The sequence below is a fragment of the Stenotrophomonas sp. GD03654 genome, from assembly GCF_029845105.1.
Classification (GTDB): Bacteria; Pseudomonadota; Gammaproteobacteria; order Xanthomonadales; family Xanthomonadaceae; genus Stenotrophomonas; species Stenotrophomonas africana.
This window is the reverse complement of sequence record NZ_JAOCLC010000008.1, coordinates 41,212-64,168: the sequence shown is the minus strand read 5'-3', so window position 1 is coordinate 64,168 and position 22,957 is coordinate 41,212. Positions and strand designations below refer to the sequence as shown.

The window sequence follows — 22,957 nt, the reverse complement described above, 5'->3', positions numbered from 1 at the left end:
TCGATGCGTGGCCAAGCCTTGGCGTTGTTGTTGCTGGCTGCATCGTCGGCCAGCGCAGCGGTGCCCGATGGCGTGGCGCCAGCGTTCCTGGTGCCGGTCATCGGCGGCAAGGCCAGGGCGGATCCACTCACGTTCTGGCAGCAAGACGGCCAATGGTTCGCCGACTCGGTCACCTGGCGCGAGGTCGGGCTCCAACTTCCCGCCGGTCGAACGGAGCCGATGAGCGCCCAAGCGTTGGGCGTGGGCTTTGTTGTGGACGAGGCCACCGCCACGGTCGCCCTGGACCTGCCGGCAGACCGGCTCAAGGCCCAACGCGTGACCCGTGACCGCGCCGGGCGCGGCCCCATCGCGCCGCCCGCTCCCGGGCTGCTGGTGAACTACAGCGTGGCGGGCATGGTGTCCGAACAACAGCAGGCGCTCTCCTTGGGGCACGAGGTGCGCAAGGCGGGACGTTGGGGCGTTGTCAGCATCAGCGGGCAGGTCAACACCGACGCGTCGGGCACCGGCTACGTTCGCGGCGTGACGCGCTGGCAGAAAGACGATTCCAACCGCTTGGTGACTTACCAGGCCGGCGATGTGTTCGCAGGTCCGTCGTCCTCGCCGGTCAACCTGGGCGGGGTGCGCGTGGCCAAGGACCCGCGGGCCTTGGATCCGTTGACCCCAACCTATCCCGTCCCGATGCTCGGCGGCGTGGCGCTCGATCCGGCCACGGTCGAAGTCCTGGCCAACCGCGCCCGCGTGCTGCAAGGCCGGGTGGGGAAGGGGCCGTTCACGGCCGATGGCAGCGCCTTGGGCACCGGTGCGCAGCAAACACAAGTGGTGGTGCGAGACCCTTACGGCCGCGAAACCGTGGTGAGCGATCAGCGTTTCTACGTCGCCCCCACGTTGCTCCGCAAAGGGCTCACCACCTGGGAAGTCGCCGCTGGCCGGGTGCGCCAAGGGGAGATCGATTACGGGACGTTGGGCGCGACCGGGTCGGTGGCTTGGGGCCTCAACGACCGGTGGACCCTGCGCGGCACCGCCCAAACCTCATCGGGCGGGAAGGCCAACGTGGCGTTGGGGGCCACCACGGTGCTTGGAACCTACGGCACGCTGGATCTGGAAGTGGGCACGTCCACCCAGGGCGGCCAACGCCAGGCCGTGGTTTACGACTACCGCGGCCCGAGGTTTGGCGTGCGCCTGGAGCTCGAGCGCCAGCAGGAGTATTGGCGCCTTCGCGCCCCCGGTGCGTTGGAGGTGGAGCAGCGCACCCGAGGCTCGGTGATCTGGCGACCCGGGCCCCAGTGGTCCCTTCGGGCCAGCTATTCGGACGTGCGCACGCCACGCTTTCGCACCGCTTACGCCGACGCCGGACTGACCTGGCGTGGCAACGGGCACACCGTGGCCGTCTCCGCCTTGCGGGATCTGGAGCGCAAGGAAACCCGGGTGGAGGTGGGCTACAGCCACGATTTCGGCCGGGGCAAGGGCGTGAGCGTTAGGGCCCGGCAAGCCCCCGATGCCAACGCCTGGGCTGTCCAGGGACGCGCCCGTCCCACGGTGTTGGGAACCCCGGTCGGCTTGTTCGCGTCGGTGGTCGAGGGGGCGGCCGGCCAGGCGGCCCGGGCCAACGCCAACTGGACCACCCGGGCAGGGTGGGTCCAGATCAACGCCGAGCACGGGCCCAACGGCACCTGGACTTCCGGTTCGATGGCCGGTGCCGTCCACCTGGACCGCCAGGGCGTGACGTTCCTGGGGCCGGCCGAATCCTTTGCCGTTGTGGACGTGCCGGGCCAAGCCGGGGTGCCGGTGAGGGTGGGCGGCCGCTTGGTGGGGAAGACCAACGCCCAGGGCCGCCTGGTGGTGGGCGAGGTGACCCCAATGGTGCCCACCGAGGTCCGCGTAGACGATCGGGCGCTGCCACTGGGCACCCAGTTGGCCGAGATCGAGCAAACCGCCACCGCTGGCCGCCAAGCCGGCATGCACCTCACCTTCCCGGTCCTGACCGAGACCGCACGCACCTTCCGCCTCACTGGCCCGGCCATCAAGGCGGGCACGGTGGCCAAGACAGCGACCGAGACGACCCAGGTGGGCTATGACGGCGTGCTCTACCTACAGCAGCCGCGCCCCGGCCAGACGGTGGACGTGGAAGGGGTCTGCAAGGCCCAGCTGCCTGCGGACCTTGGGGCTGCGCAAACGGTGGCCGAGGTGGCTTGCCGCTGATGGGGAGAGCCTTTGGAAACAAAGGCTTGCTATGTCGCAGGTGCTGCGACAGTGGCCCTGTCTCATGCGCCTGGCCGATACTAGGTGCCTGCCTTACGAGATCGCCGGATGCCACGTTTTTGCCCACCCTTGGGACAGTCCCTCCTCCCCATTGGACTTGCCGTTGACGGCACGGTAGTCCAAACAGGTCGCGTCGCATGAATGCGGTTGAGATTGAGGAGGCCATCTCCGAGTTGGCCATCGCCGACTTTGACCCTGTTGAGTTCCCGTTCCAGTTCCTCGCAGCTTTCGGCAACAACGAAGTCACCCTCAAGCGCCTGCGGAAGGTTGGGTCCGGAGGAACCAACTTCTCCGACCTTCCCGGCGCAGTTCTTCAGCGGAACCACATCCATTTGGCCGTGTGCGAACCCGGCCGCGTGCGCGAAACCCTGGCTGCCTTGAAGGTCAGTCCCAAGAACCTGTCAAACAAGGTCAAGTTGGTCCTGGCCACCGATGGGGACACTCTGGAAGCCGAGTATCTGGACACCGAGGAGCCTTTGTCGTGCTCCGTATCGGAGCTGGCCGAACGGTTCGGCTTCTTCCTTCCGTTCGCTGGCATCACGACAATCCAGGAGATCAAAGAAAACCCGATCGACGTTCGGGCAACGGGCCGGTTGAACAAGCTCTACGTGGAACTGTTGGCCAACAACAAGGAATGGGACACGGAAGAGCGGCGTTCGGACATGAATCACTTCATGGCCCGCCTCATCTTCTGCTTCTTCGCTGAGGACACCGGAATCTTCGACGGGGATGGCCAGTTCACGCGCACCGTGGACAAGATGACCGAGCCGGACGGTTCCAACACTCATGACGTATTGAAGACTCTGTTCGACGCGATGAACCTGCCGGCGTCCGATAGGGTTGCGGTCAAGCTTCCGGTCTCGGCTCAGGTCTTTCCCTACGTCAATGGCGGCCTGTTCTCGGGTAACACTGATGTGCCCAGGTTCACTCGCGCTGCACGCTCCTACCTGCTGCGTGCGGGTGAGCTCAACTGGCGTCAGATCAACCCAGACATTTTTGGGTCGATGATCCAAGCGGTGGCTGATAAGAATGAGCGCGGTTCATTGGGGATGCATTACACGAGCGTTCCCAACATCCTCAGGGTATTGAATCCGCTGTTTCTGGATGATCTGCGTGGTCAGCTGGAGGCCGCGGGGGGCAACAAAGCTAAGTTGCTTAACTTGCGCAAGCGCATGGCCCGTATTCGCGTGTTCGATCCGGCGTGTGGATCAGGGAATTTCCTGGTCATTGCCTATAAGGAAATGCGCAAGATCGAGGCGGAGATCAACCGTCTTCGAGGTGAGGAGGATCGAAAGTCCGATATTCCGATTAACAATTTCCGCGGTATTGAGCTCAACGACTTTCCGGCCGAAATCGCACGCCTGGCACTCATCATCGCCGAATTTCAATCTGACGTGCTTTACAGGGGGCGCCAGCAAGCCCTCGCAACGGTTCTTCCACTGGACAGCAAGAACTGGATTCTCTGTGGGAATGCCCTTCAGGTTGACTGGTTGTCCGTCTGTCCGCCTGACGGAGTGGGGGTAAAGCTCCAGGGTAGCGATCTGTTCAGTGGCATAGAAGAGAAGCCTGAAGTCGATTTCATGAACGAGGGTGGCGAAACTTATATTTGCGGGAACCCTTACGGTAGCCGTAAGCAGGAGGATCAGCAGAAGCAGGACATGAAGTCAGTGTGTGGTGACTTCATCAAGAAGTGGAAGTCGCTGGACTATGTGGCCGGTTGGTTCCTTTTAGCGAAGCGTTACATGGAGTCTGCCGAGGCTGCGTGCGCTTTCGTTGCGACTAGCTCAATCTGCGAAGGCTTGCAGGTGGGGGTGCTATGGCCGCATGTCCTCAAGGATGGCGTGGCAATCCGCTTCGGTGTCCGTCCGTTCAAGTGGAGCAATCTCGCGGCAAAGAATGCCGGCGTTACGGTGGTTGTGGTTGGTATCGCAAACAAGGAGGGGGCTGGCGGGCTGCTCTATACCGATGAAACGGTGCGTCAGGTGGAGGAGGTCAGTCCATATTTGACGGCTGGAAAGACGACGTTCGTTGATGCGGCGCCTTCGCCAATTTTCGATCTTCCTCGAATGGTTACTGGCAGTATGCCGCGCGATGGTGGGGGCCTAATTTTGAGCCGGTCTGAAGCTGATGATCTGCTGCATAAGCATCCAGAAGCCGCCAAATACGTTCGGCCATACGTTGGCTCAGATGAGTTGATCAACGGTGGGGATCGTTCTTGCCTGTGGATTGACGATTCGGAGTTGAATGGGGCGCGCAAGATACCAAGCATAGAGAAGCGGTTGTTGGATGTTGAGAGGTTTCGAAATGAAAGCCCACTCGACTCAACGCGTGAGTATGCGAGCAAGCCCCATCGTTTTGTCTACCTGGCAGGTCAGTCGCGGGTTCAAACGCTAGTCATCGGGGCTGTTTCATCCGAGCGCAGAGAATATTTGCCAGTCGGCCTCTTAGGCCGCAATACAGTCGTCAGCAATCTAGCGCTCGCCATCTACGACAGCCCGCTCTGGTGCCTCTCTTTGATTGCATCGAAGCTTCATTTGGCCTGGATTGCCGCAGTTTGTGGAAAATTGGAGACGCGATACCGGTATTCGAATACGCTGGGATGGAATACGTTTCCGATACCCATTCTGACCGATCAGAATAAATTGGACCTTACTCGTTGTGCCAAAGAGATCTTGTTGGCGCGAGAGGCAAGCTATCCCAGGACAATTGCCGAGCTCTACGATCCAGATGACATGCCTGATGACCTGCGGCGGGCACATGAACGCAATGACGAGGTTGTGGAACGGATTTACATCGGGCGTAGGTTCCGTAACGACACTGAACGGTTGGAAAAGCTGTTTGATCTCTACACAAAAATGACGGCCGTGTCAGTCAAGCAGGCCAAGCCGAGGAAAGGGGCAAGAGCAAAATGACCATGGAAAACAATCCGAGCAATCGGCACACCGTGCCGTCCGTCTCCATCGCGGTCGCTCGAACTGGCGGGTCTAACAAGGTCAACGTGCTGGGCATGCGGCCCATGCAGGAGAGAGCTTTTGCCAGCCGTGGTGCGCAATTTTTGCTCATCAAGTCGCCTCCAGCCTCGGGCAAGTCGCGAGCCCTGATGTTCATTGCATTGGACAAGCTGGAGAACCAAGGGCTCAAGCAGGCCCTCATCGTGGTGCCCGAACGCTCGATCGGGGGCAGCTTTGCCGACGAAGAGCTGAGCAAGCATGGGTTCTGGAGCGATTGGGTGGTTCGGCCACAGTGGAACTTGTGCAACGCACCGGGCGAAGACAACGGGAAGGTCGCCAAGTCCAAAATCAAAGCCGTTGGCGAGTTTCTGTCCAGCGATGACCGGGTGCTGGTCTGCACCCATGCGACCTTCCGCTTCGCCGTGGACGAGTTCGGTATCGAGGCCTTCGACAACCGTTTGATCGCCATCGACGAGTTCCATCACGTCAGCAGCAACCCGGACAACAAGCTGGGCAGTCAGCTGGGTCAGCTCATCGCGCATGGACAGGTCCACGTGGTGGCGATGACCGGTTCCTACTTCCGTGGAGACACCGTGGCGGTGCTCTCGCCCTCGGACGAGGCACGCTTTGAAACGGTGACCTACACCTACTACGAGCAGCTCAACGGCTACACCTACCTCAAGTCCCTGGACATCGGCTATTTCTTCTACACCGGCCGCTACCTGGACGCGATCATGAAGGTGCTGGATCCTGGCCTGAAAACCATCGTCCACATCCCCAACGTCAATGCCCGGGAGAGCCTCAAGGACAAGCACCGTGAGGTCGAGGAAATCATGTCCCGCTTGGGCACCTGGAAGGGATTGGACCCGGCCACGGGGTTCCATCAGGTCGAGCTGGCCGACGGACGCGTGCTCAAGGTTGCCGACCTGGTGGACGACACCGACGCTGCACAGCGCACCAAGGTTCTGTCGGCGCTGAAGGATCCTGCGCACAAGGACGACCGAGACCACGTCGACATCATCATTGCCTTGGGCATGGCCAAGGAAGGGTTCGACTGGATTTGGTGCGAACACGCGCTGACCATTGGCTACCGCAGCAGCTTGACCGAAATTGTTCAGATCATCGGTCGTGCCACCCGCGATGCGCCAGGTAAGGAGCGCTCCCGATTCACCAACCTCATAGCCGAACCCGCTGCCGACGAGGCCGCGGTCGTGGACGCCGTCAATGACACCCTGAAGGCCATCGCGGCCAGCTTGCTCATGGAGCAAGTCCTAGCCCCGCGGTTCGAGTTCACGCCCAAGAACGCCGGCAAGATGGACGGCTTTGACTACGGCGACGACGGCTACCAAGAGGGCGGTCCCAACGTGGGTGTTAATCCGACCACCGGCCAAGTTCACGTGGAGATTGGGGGGCTGGCCATGCCGACCTCGCCCGAAGCGGCGCGCATCTGCCGTGAGGATCTGAACGAGGTGATCACCACCTTCATTCAAGACAAGACGGCGGTGGAACGGGGGCTGTTCGACAAGGAAAACACCCTGCCCGAAGATCTGACCCAGGTTCAGCTCGGCAAGATCGTGCGTGATCGATACCCGGACCTGACCGCAGAAGATCAGGAGGCCATCCGTCAGCACGCCATCGCCGCGCTCAACGTGACCCAACAGGCCAAGCAGCGGCTGGCAGAAGACGATGCCCAGGGCGAGCAGGGCAACACCTCGCTCATCGACGGGGTGCGAAAGTTCGTCAACGTGCGGGATTTGAACATTGACCTCATCGACCGGATCAACCCGTTCGATGCCGCCTACGCGGTGTTGGCCAAGGCCATGGATGAGAAGATTCTCCGTCAGGTCCAGGCCAGCATTTCAGCCAAGCGCGTGGCCATTCCTTACGACGAGGCCAAGGCGTTGGCCCTGCGAGCCCGCGCGTTCAAGGCAGAAAAGCAGCGAGCCCCCGACATCAACTCGCCAGACCCGTGGGAGCGCAAAATGGCCGAAGGCGTGGTGGCCTTGGCCAAGCACGTCCAGCAACGCAAGGCGGCCGAGGCCCGAGGTGGCGATCATGGCTGATTGGGACGAAGACGAGGCCTTGTTGGCCGAGTTGGGGCAGGACCTGGCCCCGATCAAGGCCGCTGCGCGAACGCCCCAGGAAGAACGGCTGATCGCCGGTTTCGAGGAAATCCTCCGGTTCGTGGACGAGCATGGGCGTGCTCCTCAGCATGGAGAAGAGCGCGACATCTTTGAACGCCTGTTCGCCGTGCGTCTGGACCGCCTGCGGTCGCTTGCCGATGCACATCCGTTGCTCATGCCCTTTGATACGCACGGATTGCTCCAAGAAGCCCCCACCCTTGCTGCCACCGGACAAGGAGAATCGGTGGACGATGACGCCCTGCTGGCCGACTTGGGTGTGAGCGAAGGAGGAACAGAGGACGACATTACCCAGCTGCGTCACGTTCGGTCCTATGAAGAGCGCAAGGCCTTGGAAGACATCGCCAGCCGCACGCCTTGCGCAGACTTTGAACGCTTTGCGCCGCTCTTTGAGCGTGTGGAGGGGGATCTCAAGTCGGGGCTCCGGAAGACCTTGCGGTTTGGCCGCGACGCCAGCGTGGAGAAGGGCAACTTCTTCATTCTCGGCGGGCAGATGGCTTACGTCGCCGAGGTGGGCGAGCTGGTGCGCACGCCCAATGGGGAATCCAACGCCAGGCTGCGGGTGATCTATTCCAACGGCACAGAGAGCGATTTGCTCGAGCGCTCCTTGCAGCGGGCTCTCTACAAGGACGACACCGGCCGACGCATCACCGACGACGATTACGGCCCCCTGTTTGGGGATGCTTTGGAAACGGACGACGTGGTGAACGGCACCATCTATGTGCTGCGGAGCCTTTCCCGCAATTCATACGTCCAGGAGAATCAGCAGCTGATCCACAAGATCGGCGTTACCGGGGGTAAGGTCGAGACCAGGATTGCTAACGCGGAGAGGGAGTCGACCTACATGTTGGCAAAGGTGGAGGTCATCGCGACTTACAAGCTCGCCAACGTTAATCCCATTCGCCTTGAGAACCTCTTTCATCGCATCTTCCAGTCTGCGCGTCTTGAGCTAACCCTCCGAGATCGGATGGGGGTTCCTGTGAAACCGCGGGAGTGGTTCTTGGTTCCGCTTCCGGTGATTGACGAGGCGGTCAGACGCATCCAAGACGGGAGCATCACCGACTACATCTACGACCCCGCCCAGGCCATGCTGGTTCGCCGGAGCTGATCGTGCTGACGAACCCTCTCGATGACCAGGTGTTGGAGCGGTGCTTGGGCGCCGCTTACGTGCTGCTCCAAGAGAGCGGGCACACCGACGCGGCTGATCTTCTTCGCACCTCAACCGCATCGATCCAGCACGACACGTCTGATAACTGGAACGGGGGAACGAACTACTGGAACGTGTTGCTGGAGGTGCCGGCGCCGGAGTTCGCGCGCTTGCGGCCCAAACTCAAGGACGTATGCGAACAGATCACCGAGGCATTGTCGGAAGCCATTCCCCCGAATGGCCACGACTTCTTCGCCGCCCGGTTGATTCCCATCGTCGGCCAGAACGAAGATTGGCGCTCCGCCTCTCCGGTTGCGATTCCGCGAGGGGTCCGTCGGAACATCTTCGATGGGCTTCGGCTGGAGCAGGTGAACGTGTTCGGCGCGTTGGACGACACCGAGTTCCTGAGCCGCATCTACGAGCTTCGGCGGTTGCCATCCACCGATCCGCGCTACAAGGATGCGGCCGGGGACATCCACCAGCACCGGGTCAACAATTTTGACTGGGACGATTACTGGATCTTCGACGACGACCGTTTCCCGTTGCTCGATGGTCCGGCCGATACCTTCCTGCGGTTCTTGGCGGAGATGGTCCACCCGGTGGTGAGGCCTGATCGGGAGGAGGCCGCCACCATCGTTGAGCACCTCAACGACCAACTGCGGCAAGCGGGTTGGCACTTGGTCGAAGTCGAGCGGATCGCAGGAAGGGCCCGGTATGAACCCCGCCCGTTGACCTCCAACGGACACCGATCCTTTGAGAGAGGAAGGTCTGCCGCCGATTCCTTGGACGCGGGCGCCATTGCCAAGCAGATACAGCGCATGGAATACGCGGTTGAGAAAGATCCCGAGCTGGCCATCGGCAGCGCCAAGGAGCTGGTGGAATCGTGCTGCAAGACCATCCTGGGCAAGATGGGGGTGGAGATAGGCAAGAGCGACGACATGAACGACTTGGCCAAGAAGCTGGCCAAGAGCTTGGACCTGGTGCCCGAAGGGATCGATGACCAAGCCAAGGGGGCCGAGTGCATCAAGCGCATCCTGAGCAACCTGAACCAAATCGCCGGTAACCTGGCCAACCTTCGCCGCCTCTACGGCACCGGCCATGGCAAGGACGGCAAGCACCGTGGGCTTCAGCCCCGGCATGCGCGCTTGGCGGTGGCGTCTGCCGTGGCGTTTGTGGACTTCGTCACCGAGACCTACCGGGACCGCACGCAAGCACGGCCGGCCAAATCGGAGGTGGATAGGTGACACCTCGATCGGCAAGGAGGCCGAAGTCGGCGCAGCCTTCGGGCAAGAAGGGTCCTGTTGGGCGTTTCCCCAAAAAGCGGGCGTCTAAGAAGGGGCAGCCCAACGGGCCGATTGTTCTGACCCCAGCGCAAGAGAGGTTCTTGGAAACGATCATCGTCGAGGGAATGACACGCATGGGGTGGTCGCGTGCCTATGCGGAGCGCCGTGCGCGCATTTTTCTCCGCAAGGCCAATTCACCGTCGAAACTGCGCATGGTGGCTGCCAAGCTTGGCATGCTCGACGAAGCGCCGCCTGCACCGAAACCGAGGCCGCTTGAGAAAAAAGTGACGGGGAAGACAGAGCTTCCCAAGAATCGGTTCAAGCCCTCGGCCAAAATGACCAAGGCTGAGATAGCCAAGCTACCGTCCATTGATGCCAGGCCAGCGCCCAAGACAGCGCTGCAGCGTCTAGAGCGTGCGCTGGGTCCGGACGATGGGAGGCGGCGGCGAGGTGGCAGCCCCGTGGTGCAAGGTGGCAGTCCGGGGCTGGGGAGGCGCCGATGAACGCTACTTTCAACCAAATTCTCATCGTGGATTCCCTCCCGGAAGGCCAACTCAACACCGCAGCCCGCCTGTTCGCGGATGCCCAAGACTGGGCGCGGGTGATCGGCGACGTTCCTCACATCGCCAGCGTTCGTGTTCCTTCCAGCGGGGCTTTTCTCGATCTGTTGGCCCAGCTTGCTCAGCAAGCATCCAGGGAGCCCTACGTGCCGTTGCTTCACATCGAGTGCCACGGTGGAGAGGGTGGGCTGGAGTTCGCTGACGGGTCTTGGTTGACGTGGGACGACATAAAGCCGGCGTTCGTAAACCTCAACGTGGCCACGCGCTTGAACCTCATCACGGTGGTGGCCGCGTGCCATGGCGGGGCCATCGCCAGTTTTGTTCGTGCTGAGCATCGGGCGCCGTTCTGGGCATTCTTGGCCCCCAAGCGGCAGATATCGGCCGGGGATCTGGAAACGGCGCTGTCTGCGTTCTATCAAGCCCTGCTGATGACCCGGTCGTCGGAGCGGGCCATGGGTGCCCTTCGGGCAACGCAAGCTGGCCACGAGTTCTGGCAGTTGAGTGTGCAGACCATCTACCGATTGATCGTGGAAGGCTACGCGGAACACCACCTGACGGACGAGGCCGTGGGACAGCAGGCTGAACGTCTCCAGGCCCGCGCTGCGGAACATGGCGCTGTTTGGACGCACGCGCAAATCGAGGCCATGATCCGTGACCCAGGAATCTTTGAAGGGTTCCGCCGGGAGTTCTTCATGATCGACCTGTATCCGGAACACGAAGAGCGTTTCCCGCCCGTCGCGCTCTAGTCATCCCCTCGATTCTCCAGTGCCTACGTCCGTCCCCCGGAGGCGGCATATCCCTTCACGGGGCCAATCCCGATCTGAGCGTTCCATGGTTCAGCAGGTGAAGCAGGCACTCGGCCACGTCCAGTGCGGCGGCGGCCCATTCGTCATCATCGCCCAAATGCGGCTCTTCCTTGCCCCCGTGGAAGAGGTTGTTGCGCACGCGGCGTGCCGCTTCGAGCAATGCACCGGCATTGGATTGCTGAAGGGGCAGGCGCTGGAAGACAGCGTGGTTGAGGCCGTTGATCACCGCCACCTCCTGGACCATCGGGCGATCACGTGGAGGTGTGAGGATTTGCTCGTGCGTGCTGTCCGACACCCGATCGAAGAAGAGTGAATCGTCCAGCCGTGACACCGCCTCATCCACCGCGGGCCAGTTCACCTGGGCCATTCGGTAGGGACCGGCGCGAAGAAAGCCTGGATCGTTCTTGAGGCGAAACTCCAACTGCGCGAACGCCCGCAGCAGGTCGAACGCGAGGGGATCAGAGACGGGCATGGGCGCCTTCAAGGTCGGTGGAGGACGTGGGCTTTTGAATCTGTCGGCCAGAGGCCGCAGATTCTGAGTTTAGCCGTCCCGAAGCACTGGACACCGCGCCGCTCTCTGTTTGCATGGGGGAGAAGGAATACAAACGTATTCCATGGGAGATGGGTATGGGATTCGAAGGAAGCGGGCTTCTTTCTCGAAAGGACGTCCTCCTCTACACCCTAACGGCCCCTATCTGGTTTCCTCGAAATTGGGTTGTGGGCAAGGTCCGGCGATGGCGGGACGACTTGCGGACGCCGCCGATCATTAGGTTGCTTGAAAGCTGGGAACGCGAACCTGCTCTGGGTGCCTTGAGGCATTTGATCGCAGAAGGCGCCGACGTGAACGCTCGGCGCAAGGAAGATCAGGAGACTCCGCTGCTCATGGCTGCGAGGCGTGGATGGGTCGAGGCCTGCCGCGTGCTGTGTGCAGCGGGGGCTGATCCGAATTCTCAACGGCACGATGGGTGGGTGGCTCTCTACTCGGCTGATCTCTACAGACATGTTCCATTGCTCACTGTGTTGCTCGAAGCTGGGGCAGACCCGGATGCCTTGGCAAGCACTGGGTCGCCAGAGATCAGAAATGGCATCGACGAATGGAAAGCGAAGCGGGCCGCCGCACATTTGAAAGTATCCCTCCCTGGCACTGATGAGCCCGTTCGGACGAGCAAGCTGCAGCTATGAGGCTGATCCCATGAACCTGCAACTCACATGCATCTGCCGGGAGGACGTGTTCGCCGATGGGTTTTCCTTCGCAGAACTGCTGGACGCGCCCTTGGCCGCGTTGCGCTGGGGTGGTGCGTGGTTGACCCAGTTGAAGCCCGGTGGGCCGGTGACCGAGGACGCCATGCGGCGCTTTGCTATGGGCCAGGAGCTCGATGGGCAACAGCGGTTGTGGGAAGGCGAAGACCACCACACCTGTGCGGCGGGCTACCGAGTCTCGTTGCGCCTGCCCAAAGGGTTCGCGGCGTTACTGGACGCCGACGGCGAGGAGAGGGCACGGCTACAGGCTGCCCACCGCCACGCCGTTGACCATGCGCTGTCGTCCCTGCCGTTCCAGCGTGATCACCGGGTGCTCTTCGTTGCATCCGATCGGTTGGAGGATGACTGGACGCACCACTGGTTGTTCGCCATCGCATGCGCACCGAACGGAAAGTGGGAACGGCTTGCGCTGAGCTTGCGGTTGGCGGCCAGCGAGGACGCTTACACCCACGCCATGGGTGCCTTCATGGAAGCGTTGCTGGAGACCAAACGATTGGAGCGCTTCTTCCGCCCAGCCCCTGTGGGCCGACCGAGGCAGAGGCTGTGACGCTGACGCCCAAGCCTCCCTTGACGGCCGTGCTGCCGAAAGTGTCCCTTTCTTCAACCTTGCGCCAGGCATTGGCCGCACGCGCTAGAGCAGCCGGGGGGAGCGAGAGCGAAGCCGTGCGCCAATGGCTCACCGCCTACCTCGCGCGCCCCCAGCTGCTGCGCTCTTCCGTCGCCGGCCCCAGGGACGACCGCTTGTCGCCTATCCGGGCTTCCCGAGACCTGGCCGACCGCGTCCGCCGCGAGGCGCAGCGGCAGCACGTGAGCGTGGCGGAACTCATCCGTCGGGTGGTGGCGTTCCAAGTGCTTTGACACGTAGTCTGGCCACCACCGGCGGGTGCCACTTCCCCTTCGCCAGGCGCTTCTGCACGAAGGCATGGTAGGCCTCGGGGGAGGGCGGCGATTTGCGTTTGTGCCGGCGTGTGTTGCAGAGCCAGCAGGCGGCAGCGATGTTGCCGGCCACGTCCTTGCCGCCCTCTTGCTGGGCGACCAGGTGCTCGGCGGTGCAACGAAGCGGCGCGGCCGTTTTGGCGCGCAGGCCGAACGGCTTTAGTTCATCGGGTGAGGCATTCCACATCGGCAGGCTGCAATAGCAGCAGCGGCCCTTCTGGGCGTGGAAAGCGTCGGTTCTCAAGCGTTGGAGTTTGGGCATGCTTAGATCTCAAAAGACAGGAAAAACCATCCCGTCGTCGCTTGTGCGATCGAATCGGGAACCTGTTGCCTTGAGCTAAGCAGGCAATACGCCGGGGGCATTTCCCCTCGCGGCAAGGGAGTTATCGCGCCCCAGGGCGGTGGGTGTCAAGATGGGCCATGACCACCTTTGACCAAACCAATGATCTGCTCGACGCCTCGGTAACGTTGTGTCCGGTTCCGGCCAGCGGGGAGGAGACCGATGCCTGAGGGCGGAGCAGCACCGGACGCATGGCCCGTTTGGGTGAAAGAGCCGCGCGTGCAGCGGGCACTGGAGTGGGCCGACCACGTGCGGCGTTGGAACGAGGAGCAACTCTATGGATTGGTCCTGCATGGGCCGGAGCCAGACCACATGGCGGTCGTGGCTTTCGCGGTGGTGCACGAGCACCAATCGTCAGCCATGCTCCTGGTCAAACATGAGTTGTTGGGCTCTGCGACGGCATTGATGCGGCCTGCCTTTGAGGCGTTCGTGCGCGGGCTGTGGCTGCAATGGGCCGATGACCAAGAGCTGGCGCGGTTCCAGAAGGGCCATGACACTGCAACCCCAGAGAATATGATCCGCAGGGTGGTCCAGCGTTCCGGTGAAAAGCGTTACACGGATTTGTTGGATACCTGGGAGCAGTCTCAAAAGACGATGCACGGCTACGTCCACCATGGCTACCAGTCCCTGATCCGTCGTTCCGGCGTCATCGACACGTCCCCTGACGAGGTGGTGGACCTGCTGGGATTCAGCGCGTCCATGGCGCTCCATGCTTCTCTCGAAACCGTGGAACTCGCCGGAAAGCGGGTGCCAGAGGAAGAAGTGGCTACCCGGCCGCAATGGGTTGCGGAGAAGCAACTCGAGATCGTCACCATGCTGCGCGACATGGGCCTGGCTCAGGTGTTGGGTGAGACGGCGCCTGCCCCACCGACCTTTGACGGTGGCGGGAAGGCGTAGGGCAGGGGTGTTTCAGCGCGCAAAAAATTTGCGGGAATTCGTCGCAGTTTTTTAGTGGAGAAGTGGGGTGCCCCTTTACAGGCCCCGAAAACGTGGTTTCCTGAAACTGTAGCGCTTGTCCATGAATGGGGTGGTGCTGCACAAGGAAGGCCGGCAAAGCCGGCCTGGTGGATTAAACCTTCATGGGTTTGTGAGTAAACCGTGAAGGAGCTTGATTTCTCGGATCGTTTTCTTGATCCCGAAGTGTCTTTGCTGCAAGAGAGGCAACTCATGTAGCAGCCAACGGAAGCTTCAACGCTGTGAGAGGTGCAACTCTCACAGCGTTTTCATTTGCAGAGAAGGGCTGGCCCGGCGCCCGGTCGGGTGGCCATGCGATGGGCGATGGGCTATAACCGTTGGATTCCCGAACGGAGCGCTCCTTTGGCCCTGACCACCCTGAAATCCCTCAACGCCGAAATCAAACAGCTCGAAGCCCAGAAGAAGCTGGTCGAAAAGCGCGACGGCGAGGTGCCCAAAGCCCTGGCGGTCCTGCAGAAGTATGCGAAGGTCCTCAGTCCGGCCCAGCGGCGGCAGGTGGCCAAGCTCATCGGGGAAACGATCGACGCCAAGCCGGCGCGTGCCGCCAAGGCTGCCCCGGGACCCCGAAAGGGCCGCAAGCTTGGCAAGGTGGCGCCGAAGTATCGCCTCCCAACCGGTGAGACGTGGGCCGGTCGGGGTTTGGCCCCCAAGGTCTTCACCGCGTGGGCCAAGTCCACCGAGGGCAAGGCGTGGGCTCAGGCCAACCCCGGAGCGAAGTTCCCGTCGGCTGATGGGACGGTGAAGAAAGCTCCCGCCAGGGTGGCCAAGAAGGCGGGCAAGCCGGTGAAGAAGGCCGCCCAGAAGGCCGTCAAGAAACTTGCGAAGAATGCCGTCGCCAAGAAGGCCAGCAAGAAGGCCTGATCATGCGCGGCCTATTCCCCAAGAAGAAGAGCCGGCTCTCGCCGCAAGGCAACGCCATCGCGGCCGCCCACGTGCTGCTGGACAGTGCCGAGGGGCGATTGGACGAGAAGCCCGCAGGCAGGCGCTTGCGCGAGGAAGTGTGCCTAATGGCCCTACCTGACCTGCATCCAATGCCTGTCAGGGCAAGAAGCCTTGGTGGCCATTGAATCGCTGCCCAAAGGGTGGCAGGACAACGGGCGCACCCAGGTGCACCTGTTGGGGGCTGCGGTCATGGCTGCGCACACGGGGGCCAACCTGCGTCCGGACGGCAGCTCGCTATGCGCCAGCTACTTGCGATCGCCACACGACTTTCACGCCACTGTCACGCGGTTATGGCGATCTTCACTCCAAGCGAACAGGAGATTGCTGAGCGCCAATGGCCCGGGCGCCTTGACTTGCTGCCACCCGCGGGCCTGTAGGATCCCATCATGGAACTACTTTTGCGTCTTGCTATGGTTATCTTGGCCTGCGCAACTGGTCTGGCGCTGCTCCAGCTTGTGATCGCGCTCTTCAAGCCGCCGTCCTGCCGGAAATGGTTGCGCCGTAGGAGAGCGAGATGATGCGTTCGTTTCACTACGCCTACCGGAAGGCTCGCGATTGGCACAGCTCCGTAGCGACATCGATTTGGGCCGGAGTCCGCTATTCGTTTACGGGCGACACCGGCTATTTCAAGTCGCACGGTCGCTGGCGTCTGTCTCGCGTGCACCGGGGGCCTGAATCGGCGGAGCAATGATCGCTTCGGCTGAGCCTGGCGGGCCGCCAAAGGATTTAAGCCCTACACAACCCGCTCGGTTTGTTTCGCTTACAGATCGGCCGTTTGTGGTGCGGTGAGCCCATCTACCCGGACGGCCGAAATGACGGGCGGCGCGCAGGCGTTGCTCTCACCGCTGCCGCTGTCGGATACTGATCCTGTCCATCGTTCGTAGCTCGCAGTTCGCGCCGCCCACGGAGCCACAAGAGGGACGAAAGCCGCGGTTCTCGCGCACCTCGGGGCCGTGATCCCTAGCGAGGTCATCGCTCTTGCAGCCAACTTGAGTCGGGGACGGGGCTAGCCATGGAGCACTCTTAAAGGTTCAGGAATAGCGCAACTGAAAACTGAAATTCAAGCTGGCCTGCGTTTTGTACACAGCTGATCCACGTTGGCCGGCTTGCACTGGTGCCGAGTGAAAGGTAGCCCGTAATGTCTAAGTGTGCGGTGGTGTTCGTAAGCGCGGCTGTGGAAGAGATTGGTGAGGAGCGCTTGCCCGAAGTCATGCGTGCAGGCCGAGAGTTCAATGCCAAGTGCGGCTCGCGTGCAGTTGTATGCTTCGACGGCAGCAGGTTTTTAACGTATTTGGAAGGCACAGCGAGTGCGGTGGCTGCGAGCTCCGTTTACACCCAGTCCTTCACCCTGCATACCGAAATCGTTGAGCTGGCGCGGGGCTCCATCCAGCAGTTGCGGTTCCCTGCGCATGCGTTGCTCTTCCTGCCAGTGTCGGAGGCCGAGATGAAAGGGTTGATGAGGTCGGACTGGGTTAACTTCTCCCAGCGCTTCGGTGGGAAGTTCGTGCCTGAAACGGGAATGGAACGGCTTGCCGAATTGGTCAACAGTCGGATGAATGACATCCCGCGATGACGGGGTAGCGGACTTGCCTGTAGGTCCCGCGGTTGAGATCGGACAAGCGGAAGCACGGGCGTTGGCAATTTGGCACAGTCGATAGGGGCCTGCCATGCGGTTGGAATTCACTCACAGCCACATCTACCCTGGGGCCGCAGCGACCCTGAACGGAGAGCAGGCCGAATCGGGCGAGGGAACCACGTGCTTGGTCGAGCTCAGCGATGGCGTGGTCCTTTCGACCAATTGTCTGGTTCAAGACGGTGAGATCATTCTTTCCATGCCGAGCTACCTGACCGCCCGTGGTGCAAAGATTCCCGCTAAGGATTGGGTGCTGCGGAAGGACTTGGAAACCGGCGCTTGGAAGGCAAAATCGAAGGGTGCCGAGTAGCGCGTGTCGCTCTCCACGACCCGGCAGTTTTTTTGGTCTGAAGCAGTCATTGGAGCATGTCATGCCAAACCGTGCGGTGGTTTTTGTGAGTGAGGCCAGCCCCTACCTTAGCCTTGGGCGGCTGGTTGAGTTGATAGCCGACGCGGAGCGGTTCAACAGACAGGCCGGCGTGACCGGGGTGACCTTGTACGACGGGGCCCGGTTCCTGTCCTACCTGGAGGGTCCACCGGATGGCCTTCGCGTTGCCTACGCCAGGGCATCCGAAGCGCGCAGCCACCTGAACTTCATCGAGTTGGCACGCGGGCGTGTCTCGCAACGTCGGCTGCCGCGGTGGCCTATGCGGCTGTTTTTGGCCAAGGAGGGCCAGCTGCAGAGCATCGCGATGGCAGACTGGGCCAGCTTCTCTCAGCGGGGCGATGCGGACGCAATGAATGCAACGGCGATGGATCTCCTTGTGCGCTTCACGGGAGGGCCGTCTGCCTCAGTCTACGTGGGGCCCCTCTCGAAACCACTCAGCGAAGGGGAGGCGAAATGAACATCGTGGCGACTGGTCTGTCACCCGGCGGAAGGATGCTGGGAGCTCCTCTCGCGCTCCCGATGAAGCGTTGGCAAAGCTGAGCAGATTCCGTCTGCCGAAAGCAGAAGTCGTCCCAACTAGCTTGAACCAGCTGCTGACCGTGTGGAAAATTTGACCCGACCTTGTGGAACGGCAATCCACATGAACGTTCTCTTCGTGGACATTGAAACCTCCATCTGTGAGGTGGTTGGAGTCGAACTAAGAGAGCTCGGCTATGACGTCGAATGCTTGGAATGCAGCTCAGGAGCCTTGCGCGCAGCGCAAGCGGGGCACGTCGACGTCGTCATTCTGGATGTGCCCGCCAGCCCTGACGCCCGGCGCAGTGCATACAAGTTGGCAGACGAACTTCGGCGCGATGGCATCGCTTTCTTCTTTACCTCCACGCTTCATCCGAACGATGTGATCAGCCGGCACCGGGATCGGGGTGTTTTGTCCAAGCCCTACGGCGTCAAACAGATCGCTTCCTGGATCGAGGCGCTTGGCAAAGATTGCAGAGGCGAACCGGCAGGCGCGCACGTGCGCTAGCTGACTGGCAACATGCATCCGCCCTTTGGAGTGCATTGGACCGCAAGCCTTCCTCTTTACAGTGGATACGCTGGAAGCGAACGTCGCTGCTGCCCATCAATGCGCGCTACTTGCATCATCAGAAGCACTGTCGTTCAGCACCGTCACTTTCAAGACGGCGACCAGATCGTTGTCCTGCAGACAGCGTTCAAGAACTGGCTCCTGAATACGTCGTTCGCCATTGGATTTCCCGACTCCAGCAATCGGCCGCTTTCTGATCGAGCGGAGCAGGCCAAGCGCGCTGTTGGCCACGGCGAGCGAGATCAAAGGCCACAGTTACCAGGAGGCCTTCGTCAGGTCTCCTTTCGCCGCGCTTATCTCCATTCATAGCGCGTTGAGTGCTTCAAGCCACGGCGACGCCGTGTTCTTCCTGTGCGCCGAAGAAGCCACGTCGGAAGCATCTCCAAAAAACTGATGCTGGCATTCGCCATAACGACCAGCATGACCTTGGCGTTGGGCATCTTCACTATTGTCCGCGCGTCACATTCGAAGCAGGAGTTGTCCAGGATTGAGTCCGTCTGGGCGCCTGGCAGCTATGCCATCGGAGAGATGCGTGCGCAGTTCGGCGATCTCCGCATCTACGAAACCTCCCAGGTCAGCGAAGCCACTTCCGCTGAGGCCGTCAAGCAATACGAACAGCGGATCGTGGCGGGCAAGGCCAAGATCAACGAGCTGGTGAAGCAATACCTGCGGTCCTTCGCCGATGGCGAAGATGCCGCGTTGTTCAAGCCGGTCAGCGCTGCGTTGAGCGATTACTTTGTCATCCACGATCAGCTTCACGCTGCGCTCCTCGCTGGCGATGCCGAGGCCGCGCAGACGATCTCGGTGACAGAATCCAGGGCAAAGCGCGTGGCGCTGTTCGACGCCATGGAGAAAGTCAGCGAATACAACCTTCGCGGCATGAAGGCTGAACTCGCAACCAACGCAGCAAGCCTCAACAACCTGATGTCGATCACAGGCTTGGTCTTGGCGGTGCTGTACTTGGTCGCAAGCGTGCTGGGGTGGGCGATCAGCCGTTCGGTCACCCGGCCCATTGGTGAGGCGTTGCCCGCTATCCGCAGCGTGGCCAATGGCGACCTCAACGTGCGAACCGACTACCAGAGCCGCGATGAGGCGCGCCAGATGCTGCTCTGCCTCCGTCAAATGGTTGCCACCTTGGAGCGTTTTTCGAACGACACCAAGGTCATGGTCAAGCTTCACGAGGCCGAAGACATCTCGCACCGGATTCCGGAGGACCTGCCCGGTGTCTACGGCGAGCTGGCCAAGGGCATGAACACAATGGTGTTCGAGCACCTTGAGGCCATCCTGGATGCCATCCAAGTGCTCAACGAGTATGCGGCCGGTGACCTGCGGCGTGACGCGCGACGCCTGCCCGGCTCCCGGGCGTGCTCCACGAATCGATGGACGCTGCCAAAGCAAGTCTGCTGGCGATCAACACGGAGATCAAGCGGTTGGCAGTGTCGGCTGCCGACGGCGACTTCTCCGCCCGCGGTAACACGTCTGCGTTCCAGCACGACTTTGAATTGATGGTTTCGGACCTCAACCGTCTGATGGAGACAGCTGACCACAGCCTCAGCGCCGTCTCCACCTTGCTTCAGGCCATTGCCTCTGGCGACTTGACCCACCGCATGGAAGGCGACTTCCGCGGCGTCTTTGCGACGATGAGCGAAGACGCTAACGCGACCGTGGCTCAGCTGACCGATATCGTCTCCCGCATCCAGCAGGCATCCACGGCAATCAATACCGCGTCGACGGAAATTGCCGCGGGCAATGGCGACTTGTCGCGACGCACCGAACAACAAGCGGCCAACTTGGAAGAGACGGCGGCGTCCATGGAGGAGCTTACCTCCACCGTGCGCCAAAACGCCGAGCATGCACGCCAGGCCAGCGAGTTGGCCAGAGTGGGGCCTCGCGCGTGGCCGGGCAGGGCGGTGGAGTGGTCGGGAAAGTAGTGGAGACGATGGGGGGTATCGAAGCCTCGTCGCGCCGCATCGGGGACATCATCTCCGTGATCGATGGCATTGCTTTCCAGACCAACATCCTCGCACTCAATGCGGCCGTGGAGGCGGCTCGAGCCGGGGACCAGGGTCGAGGGTTCGCCGTGGTGGCCTCCGAGGTGCGCACGTTGGCACAGTGCTCTGCCTCTGCAGCCAAGGAGATCAAGGGGCTAATCGAGGACTCTGTGGCCAAGGTCGCTCAAGGATCGGCGCTGGTTGACCAGGCTGGCCAGACGATGTCTGAGATTGTCAGCTCGGTTGAGCGCGTGTCCAACGTCATTGGTGAGATATCTGCCGCCTCTCAGGAGCAGGCGTCGGGCATCGAGCAAGTGAACCAGGCTGTTTCTCAGATGGACGAAACGACCCAGCAGAACGCCGCGTTGGTGGAAGAAGCGACCGCCGCTGCCCGATCCATGGAAGACCAGTCGGTACAGCTGGCAACCGCCGTCGCGGTCTTCAAGGTGAATGAACGCGCGCAGGGAAAGACGCCAGCCACGGCCAGTGCAAGCTTGACCAAGCCAGGTGCTGTGGACGGCTCCCGCCTTTCTCAAACCGCCTACGCGGGCAAGCCAACCCCGCCGAAGGCATTGCCAGCTCGTCCCGCACGGCAGGTATCTGCGGACGCAGCGCACTGGCAGGAGTTCTAACCGCCCTTCCAAGGCCAGTGCGAACGCATGGTCGCTCGCAGGGCATGGTTGACCGAAGTTGCCGCTGAAGTCACCGTGGGTGAGGCCGCCTGGATGGCGGCCTCAGACCCGCAAGCGCGCCGAAAGCTCGGCGCCTTGCGCCGTGAGGCGGCGAGGCGGCAATGGCATTGGCCGAGGTTACGGCCGCCCGATGGCCGCTCCGCTTTGGCAGTTCAGCGGCTCGGAGACGGGGGAATGCCAGCCAATGGTTCCCTCAGGATGCCCAGCCATGGCTCGACGATCTCCTCGAACGCGAAGACATGGTCCCGGTGCTGGTCCATCCCTTGGAGGTAGTGCCGAATGCTGCGCTCAAACTCGTCTGCGACGTTGGCGTTGCCGGCGTTCGTGCGAAGCAGGAGCACTGTGGCCGCTTCCAGCGCCGCAACACGTATATGCATGCGATTCATTGCTTCTTGAAGACGCAAAAATGCGTCCCTGACCTCGTCGTTCACCAAGCCCTCCGCGAGCAGGCACATCAACACAGAAGAGGATCAGTGGCTGCTGCTTGAGCCCGGGATCGTCAGGCGAGCACGGTTGGCGGCGATCAAAAGGGCATTGCCAGTTCGCTCCGCTTGCGTCGGAGTCATCGTCGAGCCGCACATGGTCGAGTCACCGGCCGCGTTGCGAACTTGGTAAAGCCCGAGTGCAACCACTGCTGTTTCGGCGTCAATGCCGACTTCAAACCTGTCCAGTGGGAACCACGTTGCTCCGTCGAATTTCTCCATCGAGCGCCTCATGCACGGAATCGCGGTGTCAGCCAGAGATTACCGCAAAGCGTGGAACTTGGAACGCGCGCGAATCGGTTGCAACTGAAAGCGGCAGCACCGTGCAGCATTGGGCAATCAACCTGAATCGATCTCCAGCCGTTGCTGAATGGATAGGGCACGACCAGGGTCAATGACGGCGACGCGTTTGCCGTTTCCCAGCTGCACGCCCTGCGGGCAGAGCTCAGCGAATCGGTCGCTGTGAGCGGCAGGCTCGGCACGCCAGGCAGACAGGCTCTCGATGACCAAGACTTCGTCCACTGCAAGGGCGAACAGCTGAACCGCGGATTGAACCAACAGCATTGCTGGACAACCCGTCCCGACTGCATCGCCTCCGGTGATCAAGCCCAGATCAACCACAGGGACGTCTTGCCCTCTGATCGAGACTACAAACTGGCGGTCCCGGGTTCGGGTCAGCGTCTCTGGTCCGCGTATTTCCACGGCCGACTCGACATCCACACCGAACAAATCGCAGCCCACACGCACAATCACCAGCTCCAGCAATGGCTCTGATGAGGCCTGCAGAAATGGATCATAAGGCAGGGGAACGGTCATGGTTTCTGTGGGCAAAGACCAAAGGGCGATCGCATCATGCCCTTAATGTGTCCACCGTGGCAATTCATGCCCTAAGAAATCCGAGGCGTTCAGATTGGCAGGCCAAGGGCCTCACTCTGACAAGACCTGCCCGTCGTCCGAAGACGATGGGTTAGCGGTGGCTGTAGCGTTCGTGCCGGCCATTCGCTTCATGAACTCTTCCAACCTCATCCGGCTCACCGCTTGGTGGTTCTGGCAGTGTGGGCACACCATCACACCGGCGCCTTCCAAG

At 61.5% G+C, this 22,957-nt stretch carries 20 protein-coding genes and 1 pseudogene; 15 read left to right on the top strand and 6 right to left on the bottom strand.

Annotated features, from left to right (window positions below; translation table 11 throughout):
* Positions 1–3 precede the first annotated feature (3 nt).
* The 7 genes from N5J73_RS05270 (at position 4) to N5J73_RS05240 (ending at position 11,087) form a co-directional block, all read left to right on the top strand.
* Complete coding sequence (locus N5J73_RS05270; protein ID WP_100459750.1) at positions 4–2,199, top strand: fimbria/pilus outer membrane usher protein; 2,196 nt, start codon at positions 4–6, stop codon at positions 2,197–2,199.
* Between the two features lie 197 nt (positions 2,200–2,396).
* Positions 2,397–5,171 (top strand): DNA methyltransferase, encoded by a 2,775-nt coding sequence (locus tag N5J73_RS05265; protein WP_279940696.1) that lies wholly within the window; start codon positions 2,397–2,399, stop codon positions 5,169–5,171.
* Positions 5,168–7,273 carry a DEAD/DEAH box helicase gene (locus tag N5J73_RS05260; RefSeq protein ID WP_175422511.1) on the top strand — a complete coding sequence of 702 codons (2,106 nt, stop codon included), beginning with the start codon at positions 5,168–5,170 and terminating at the stop codon, positions 7,271–7,273. The genes N5J73_RS05265 and N5J73_RS05260 overlap by 4 nt, the downstream gene beginning before the upstream one ends.
* On the top strand, positions 7,266–8,459 hold the full coding sequence (locus tag N5J73_RS05255) for a GIY-YIG nuclease family protein (protein ID WP_100459733.1): 1,194 nt from the start codon (positions 7,266–7,268) through the stop codon (positions 8,457–8,459). Before N5J73_RS05260 ends, N5J73_RS05255 begins: the two co-directional genes overlap by 8 nt.
* Before the next feature lie 2 nt (positions 8,460–8,461).
* Positions 8,462–9,742: an abortive infection family protein gene (locus N5J73_RS05250; protein ID WP_238380342.1), complete on the top strand. Its 1,281-nt coding sequence runs from the start codon at positions 8,462–8,464 to the stop codon at positions 9,740–9,742.
* A 140-nt stretch (positions 9,743–9,882) separates the two neighbouring features.
* Complete coding sequence (locus N5J73_RS05245) at positions 9,883–10,284, top strand: hypothetical protein (RefSeq protein WP_138927467.1); 402 nt, start codon at positions 9,883–9,885, stop codon at positions 10,282–10,284.
* The gene (locus N5J73_RS05240; RefSeq protein WP_100459727.1) at positions 10,281–11,087 is read left to right on the top strand and encodes a hypothetical protein; all 807 of its coding nucleotides are present in this window, start codon (positions 10,281–10,283) and stop codon (positions 11,085–11,087) included. Before N5J73_RS05245 ends, N5J73_RS05240 begins: the two co-directional genes overlap by 4 nt.
* 55 nt (positions 11,088–11,142) lie before the next feature.
* Here N5J73_RS05240 and N5J73_RS05235 read toward each other — a convergent pair whose 3' ends face one another.
* Positions 11,143–11,619 (bottom strand): hypothetical protein, encoded by a 477-nt coding sequence (locus N5J73_RS05235; protein WP_099595932.1) that lies wholly within the window; start codon positions 11,617–11,619, stop codon positions 11,143–11,145.
* Between the two features lie 720 nt (positions 11,620–12,339).
* Between N5J73_RS05235 and N5J73_RS05230 the strand changes: the two genes are divergently transcribed.
* A complete protein-coding gene (locus tag N5J73_RS05230) occupies positions 12,340–12,954 on the top strand; it encodes a relaxase domain-containing protein (protein ID WP_071227530.1) in 615 nt (204 codons plus the stop codon).
* Positions 12,955–13,230: 276 nt separating this feature from the next.
* On the opposite strand, the gene N5J73_RS05225 is transcribed toward N5J73_RS05230, so the two are convergent.
* Positions 13,231–13,605: an HNH endonuclease gene (locus N5J73_RS05225; protein ID WP_100459712.1), complete on the bottom strand. Its 375-nt coding sequence runs from the start codon at positions 13,603–13,605 to the stop codon at positions 13,231–13,233.
* A 282-nt stretch (positions 13,606–13,887) separates the two neighbouring features.
* Here N5J73_RS05225 and N5J73_RS05220 point away from each other — a divergent pair, with 282 nt between their 5' ends.
* The 6 genes from N5J73_RS05220 (at position 13,888) to N5J73_RS05195 (ending at position 18,645) form a co-directional block, all read left to right on the top strand.
* Positions 13,888–14,580: a hypothetical protein gene (locus tag N5J73_RS05220; protein ID WP_162292713.1), complete on the top strand. Its 693-nt coding sequence runs from the start codon at positions 13,888–13,890 to the stop codon at positions 14,578–14,580.
* A 420-nt stretch (positions 14,581–15,000) separates the two neighbouring features.
* On the top strand, positions 15,001–15,519 hold the full coding sequence (locus N5J73_RS05215; RefSeq protein WP_049430718.1) for an H-NS family nucleoid-associated regulatory protein: 519 nt from the start codon (positions 15,001–15,003) through the stop codon (positions 15,517–15,519).
* A gap of 1,219 nt (positions 15,520–16,738) precedes the next feature.
* Positions 16,739–17,173 carry a BLUF domain-containing protein gene (locus N5J73_RS05210; RefSeq protein ID WP_049430714.1) on the top strand — a complete coding sequence of 145 codons (435 nt, stop codon included), beginning with the start codon at positions 16,739–16,741 and terminating at the stop codon, positions 17,171–17,173.
* Positions 17,174–17,267: 94 nt separating this feature from the next.
* The gene (locus N5J73_RS05205) at positions 17,268–17,543 is read left to right on the top strand and encodes a hypothetical protein (RefSeq protein WP_049396664.1); all 276 of its coding nucleotides are present in this window, start codon (positions 17,268–17,270) and stop codon (positions 17,541–17,543) included.
* Between the two features lie 61 nt (positions 17,544–17,604).
* Entirely contained in the window at positions 17,605–18,078 is a 474-nt protein-coding gene (locus N5J73_RS05200; RefSeq protein ID WP_006375647.1) for a BLUF domain-containing protein, read from the top strand.
* 183 nt (positions 18,079–18,261) lie between these two features.
* Positions 18,262–18,645, top strand: a complete 384-nt coding sequence (locus N5J73_RS05195) for a response regulator (protein WP_164078572.1) — start codon at positions 18,262–18,264, stop codon at positions 18,643–18,645.
* Between the two features lie 96 nt (positions 18,646–18,741).
* Here the strand turns inward: N5J73_RS05195 and N5J73_RS05190 are convergent, their stop codons facing one another.
* Positions 18,742–18,951 (bottom strand): hypothetical protein, encoded by a 210-nt coding sequence (locus N5J73_RS05190; protein WP_139338727.1) that lies wholly within the window; start codon positions 18,949–18,951, stop codon positions 18,742–18,744.
* Between the two features lie 147 nt (positions 18,952–19,098).
* Between N5J73_RS05190 and N5J73_RS05185 the strand changes: the two are divergent.
* A pseudogene (locus tag N5J73_RS05185) lies at positions 19,099–21,328 on the top strand (methyl-accepting chemotaxis protein).
* A gap of 212 nt (positions 21,329–21,540) precedes the next feature.
* Here the strand turns inward: N5J73_RS05185 and N5J73_RS05180 are convergent.
* From N5J73_RS05180 to N5J73_RS05170, 3 genes are all read right to left on the bottom strand, one after another.
* The gene (locus N5J73_RS05180; protein ID WP_125892001.1) at positions 21,541–21,819 is read right to left on the bottom strand and encodes a hypothetical protein; all 279 of its coding nucleotides are present in this window, start codon (positions 21,817–21,819) and stop codon (positions 21,541–21,543) included.
* Positions 21,820–21,858: 39 nt separating this feature from the next.
* On the bottom strand, positions 21,859–22,092 hold the full coding sequence (locus N5J73_RS05175) for a hypothetical protein (protein ID WP_032971135.1): 234 nt from the start codon (positions 22,090–22,092) through the stop codon (positions 21,859–21,861).
* A gap of 117 nt (positions 22,093–22,209) precedes the next feature.
* Positions 22,210–22,686: a chemotaxis protein CheW gene (locus tag N5J73_RS05170; protein WP_046272126.1), complete on the bottom strand. Its 477-nt coding sequence runs from the start codon at positions 22,684–22,686 to the stop codon at positions 22,210–22,212.
* Between the last annotated feature and the right edge of the window lie 271 nt (positions 22,687–22,957).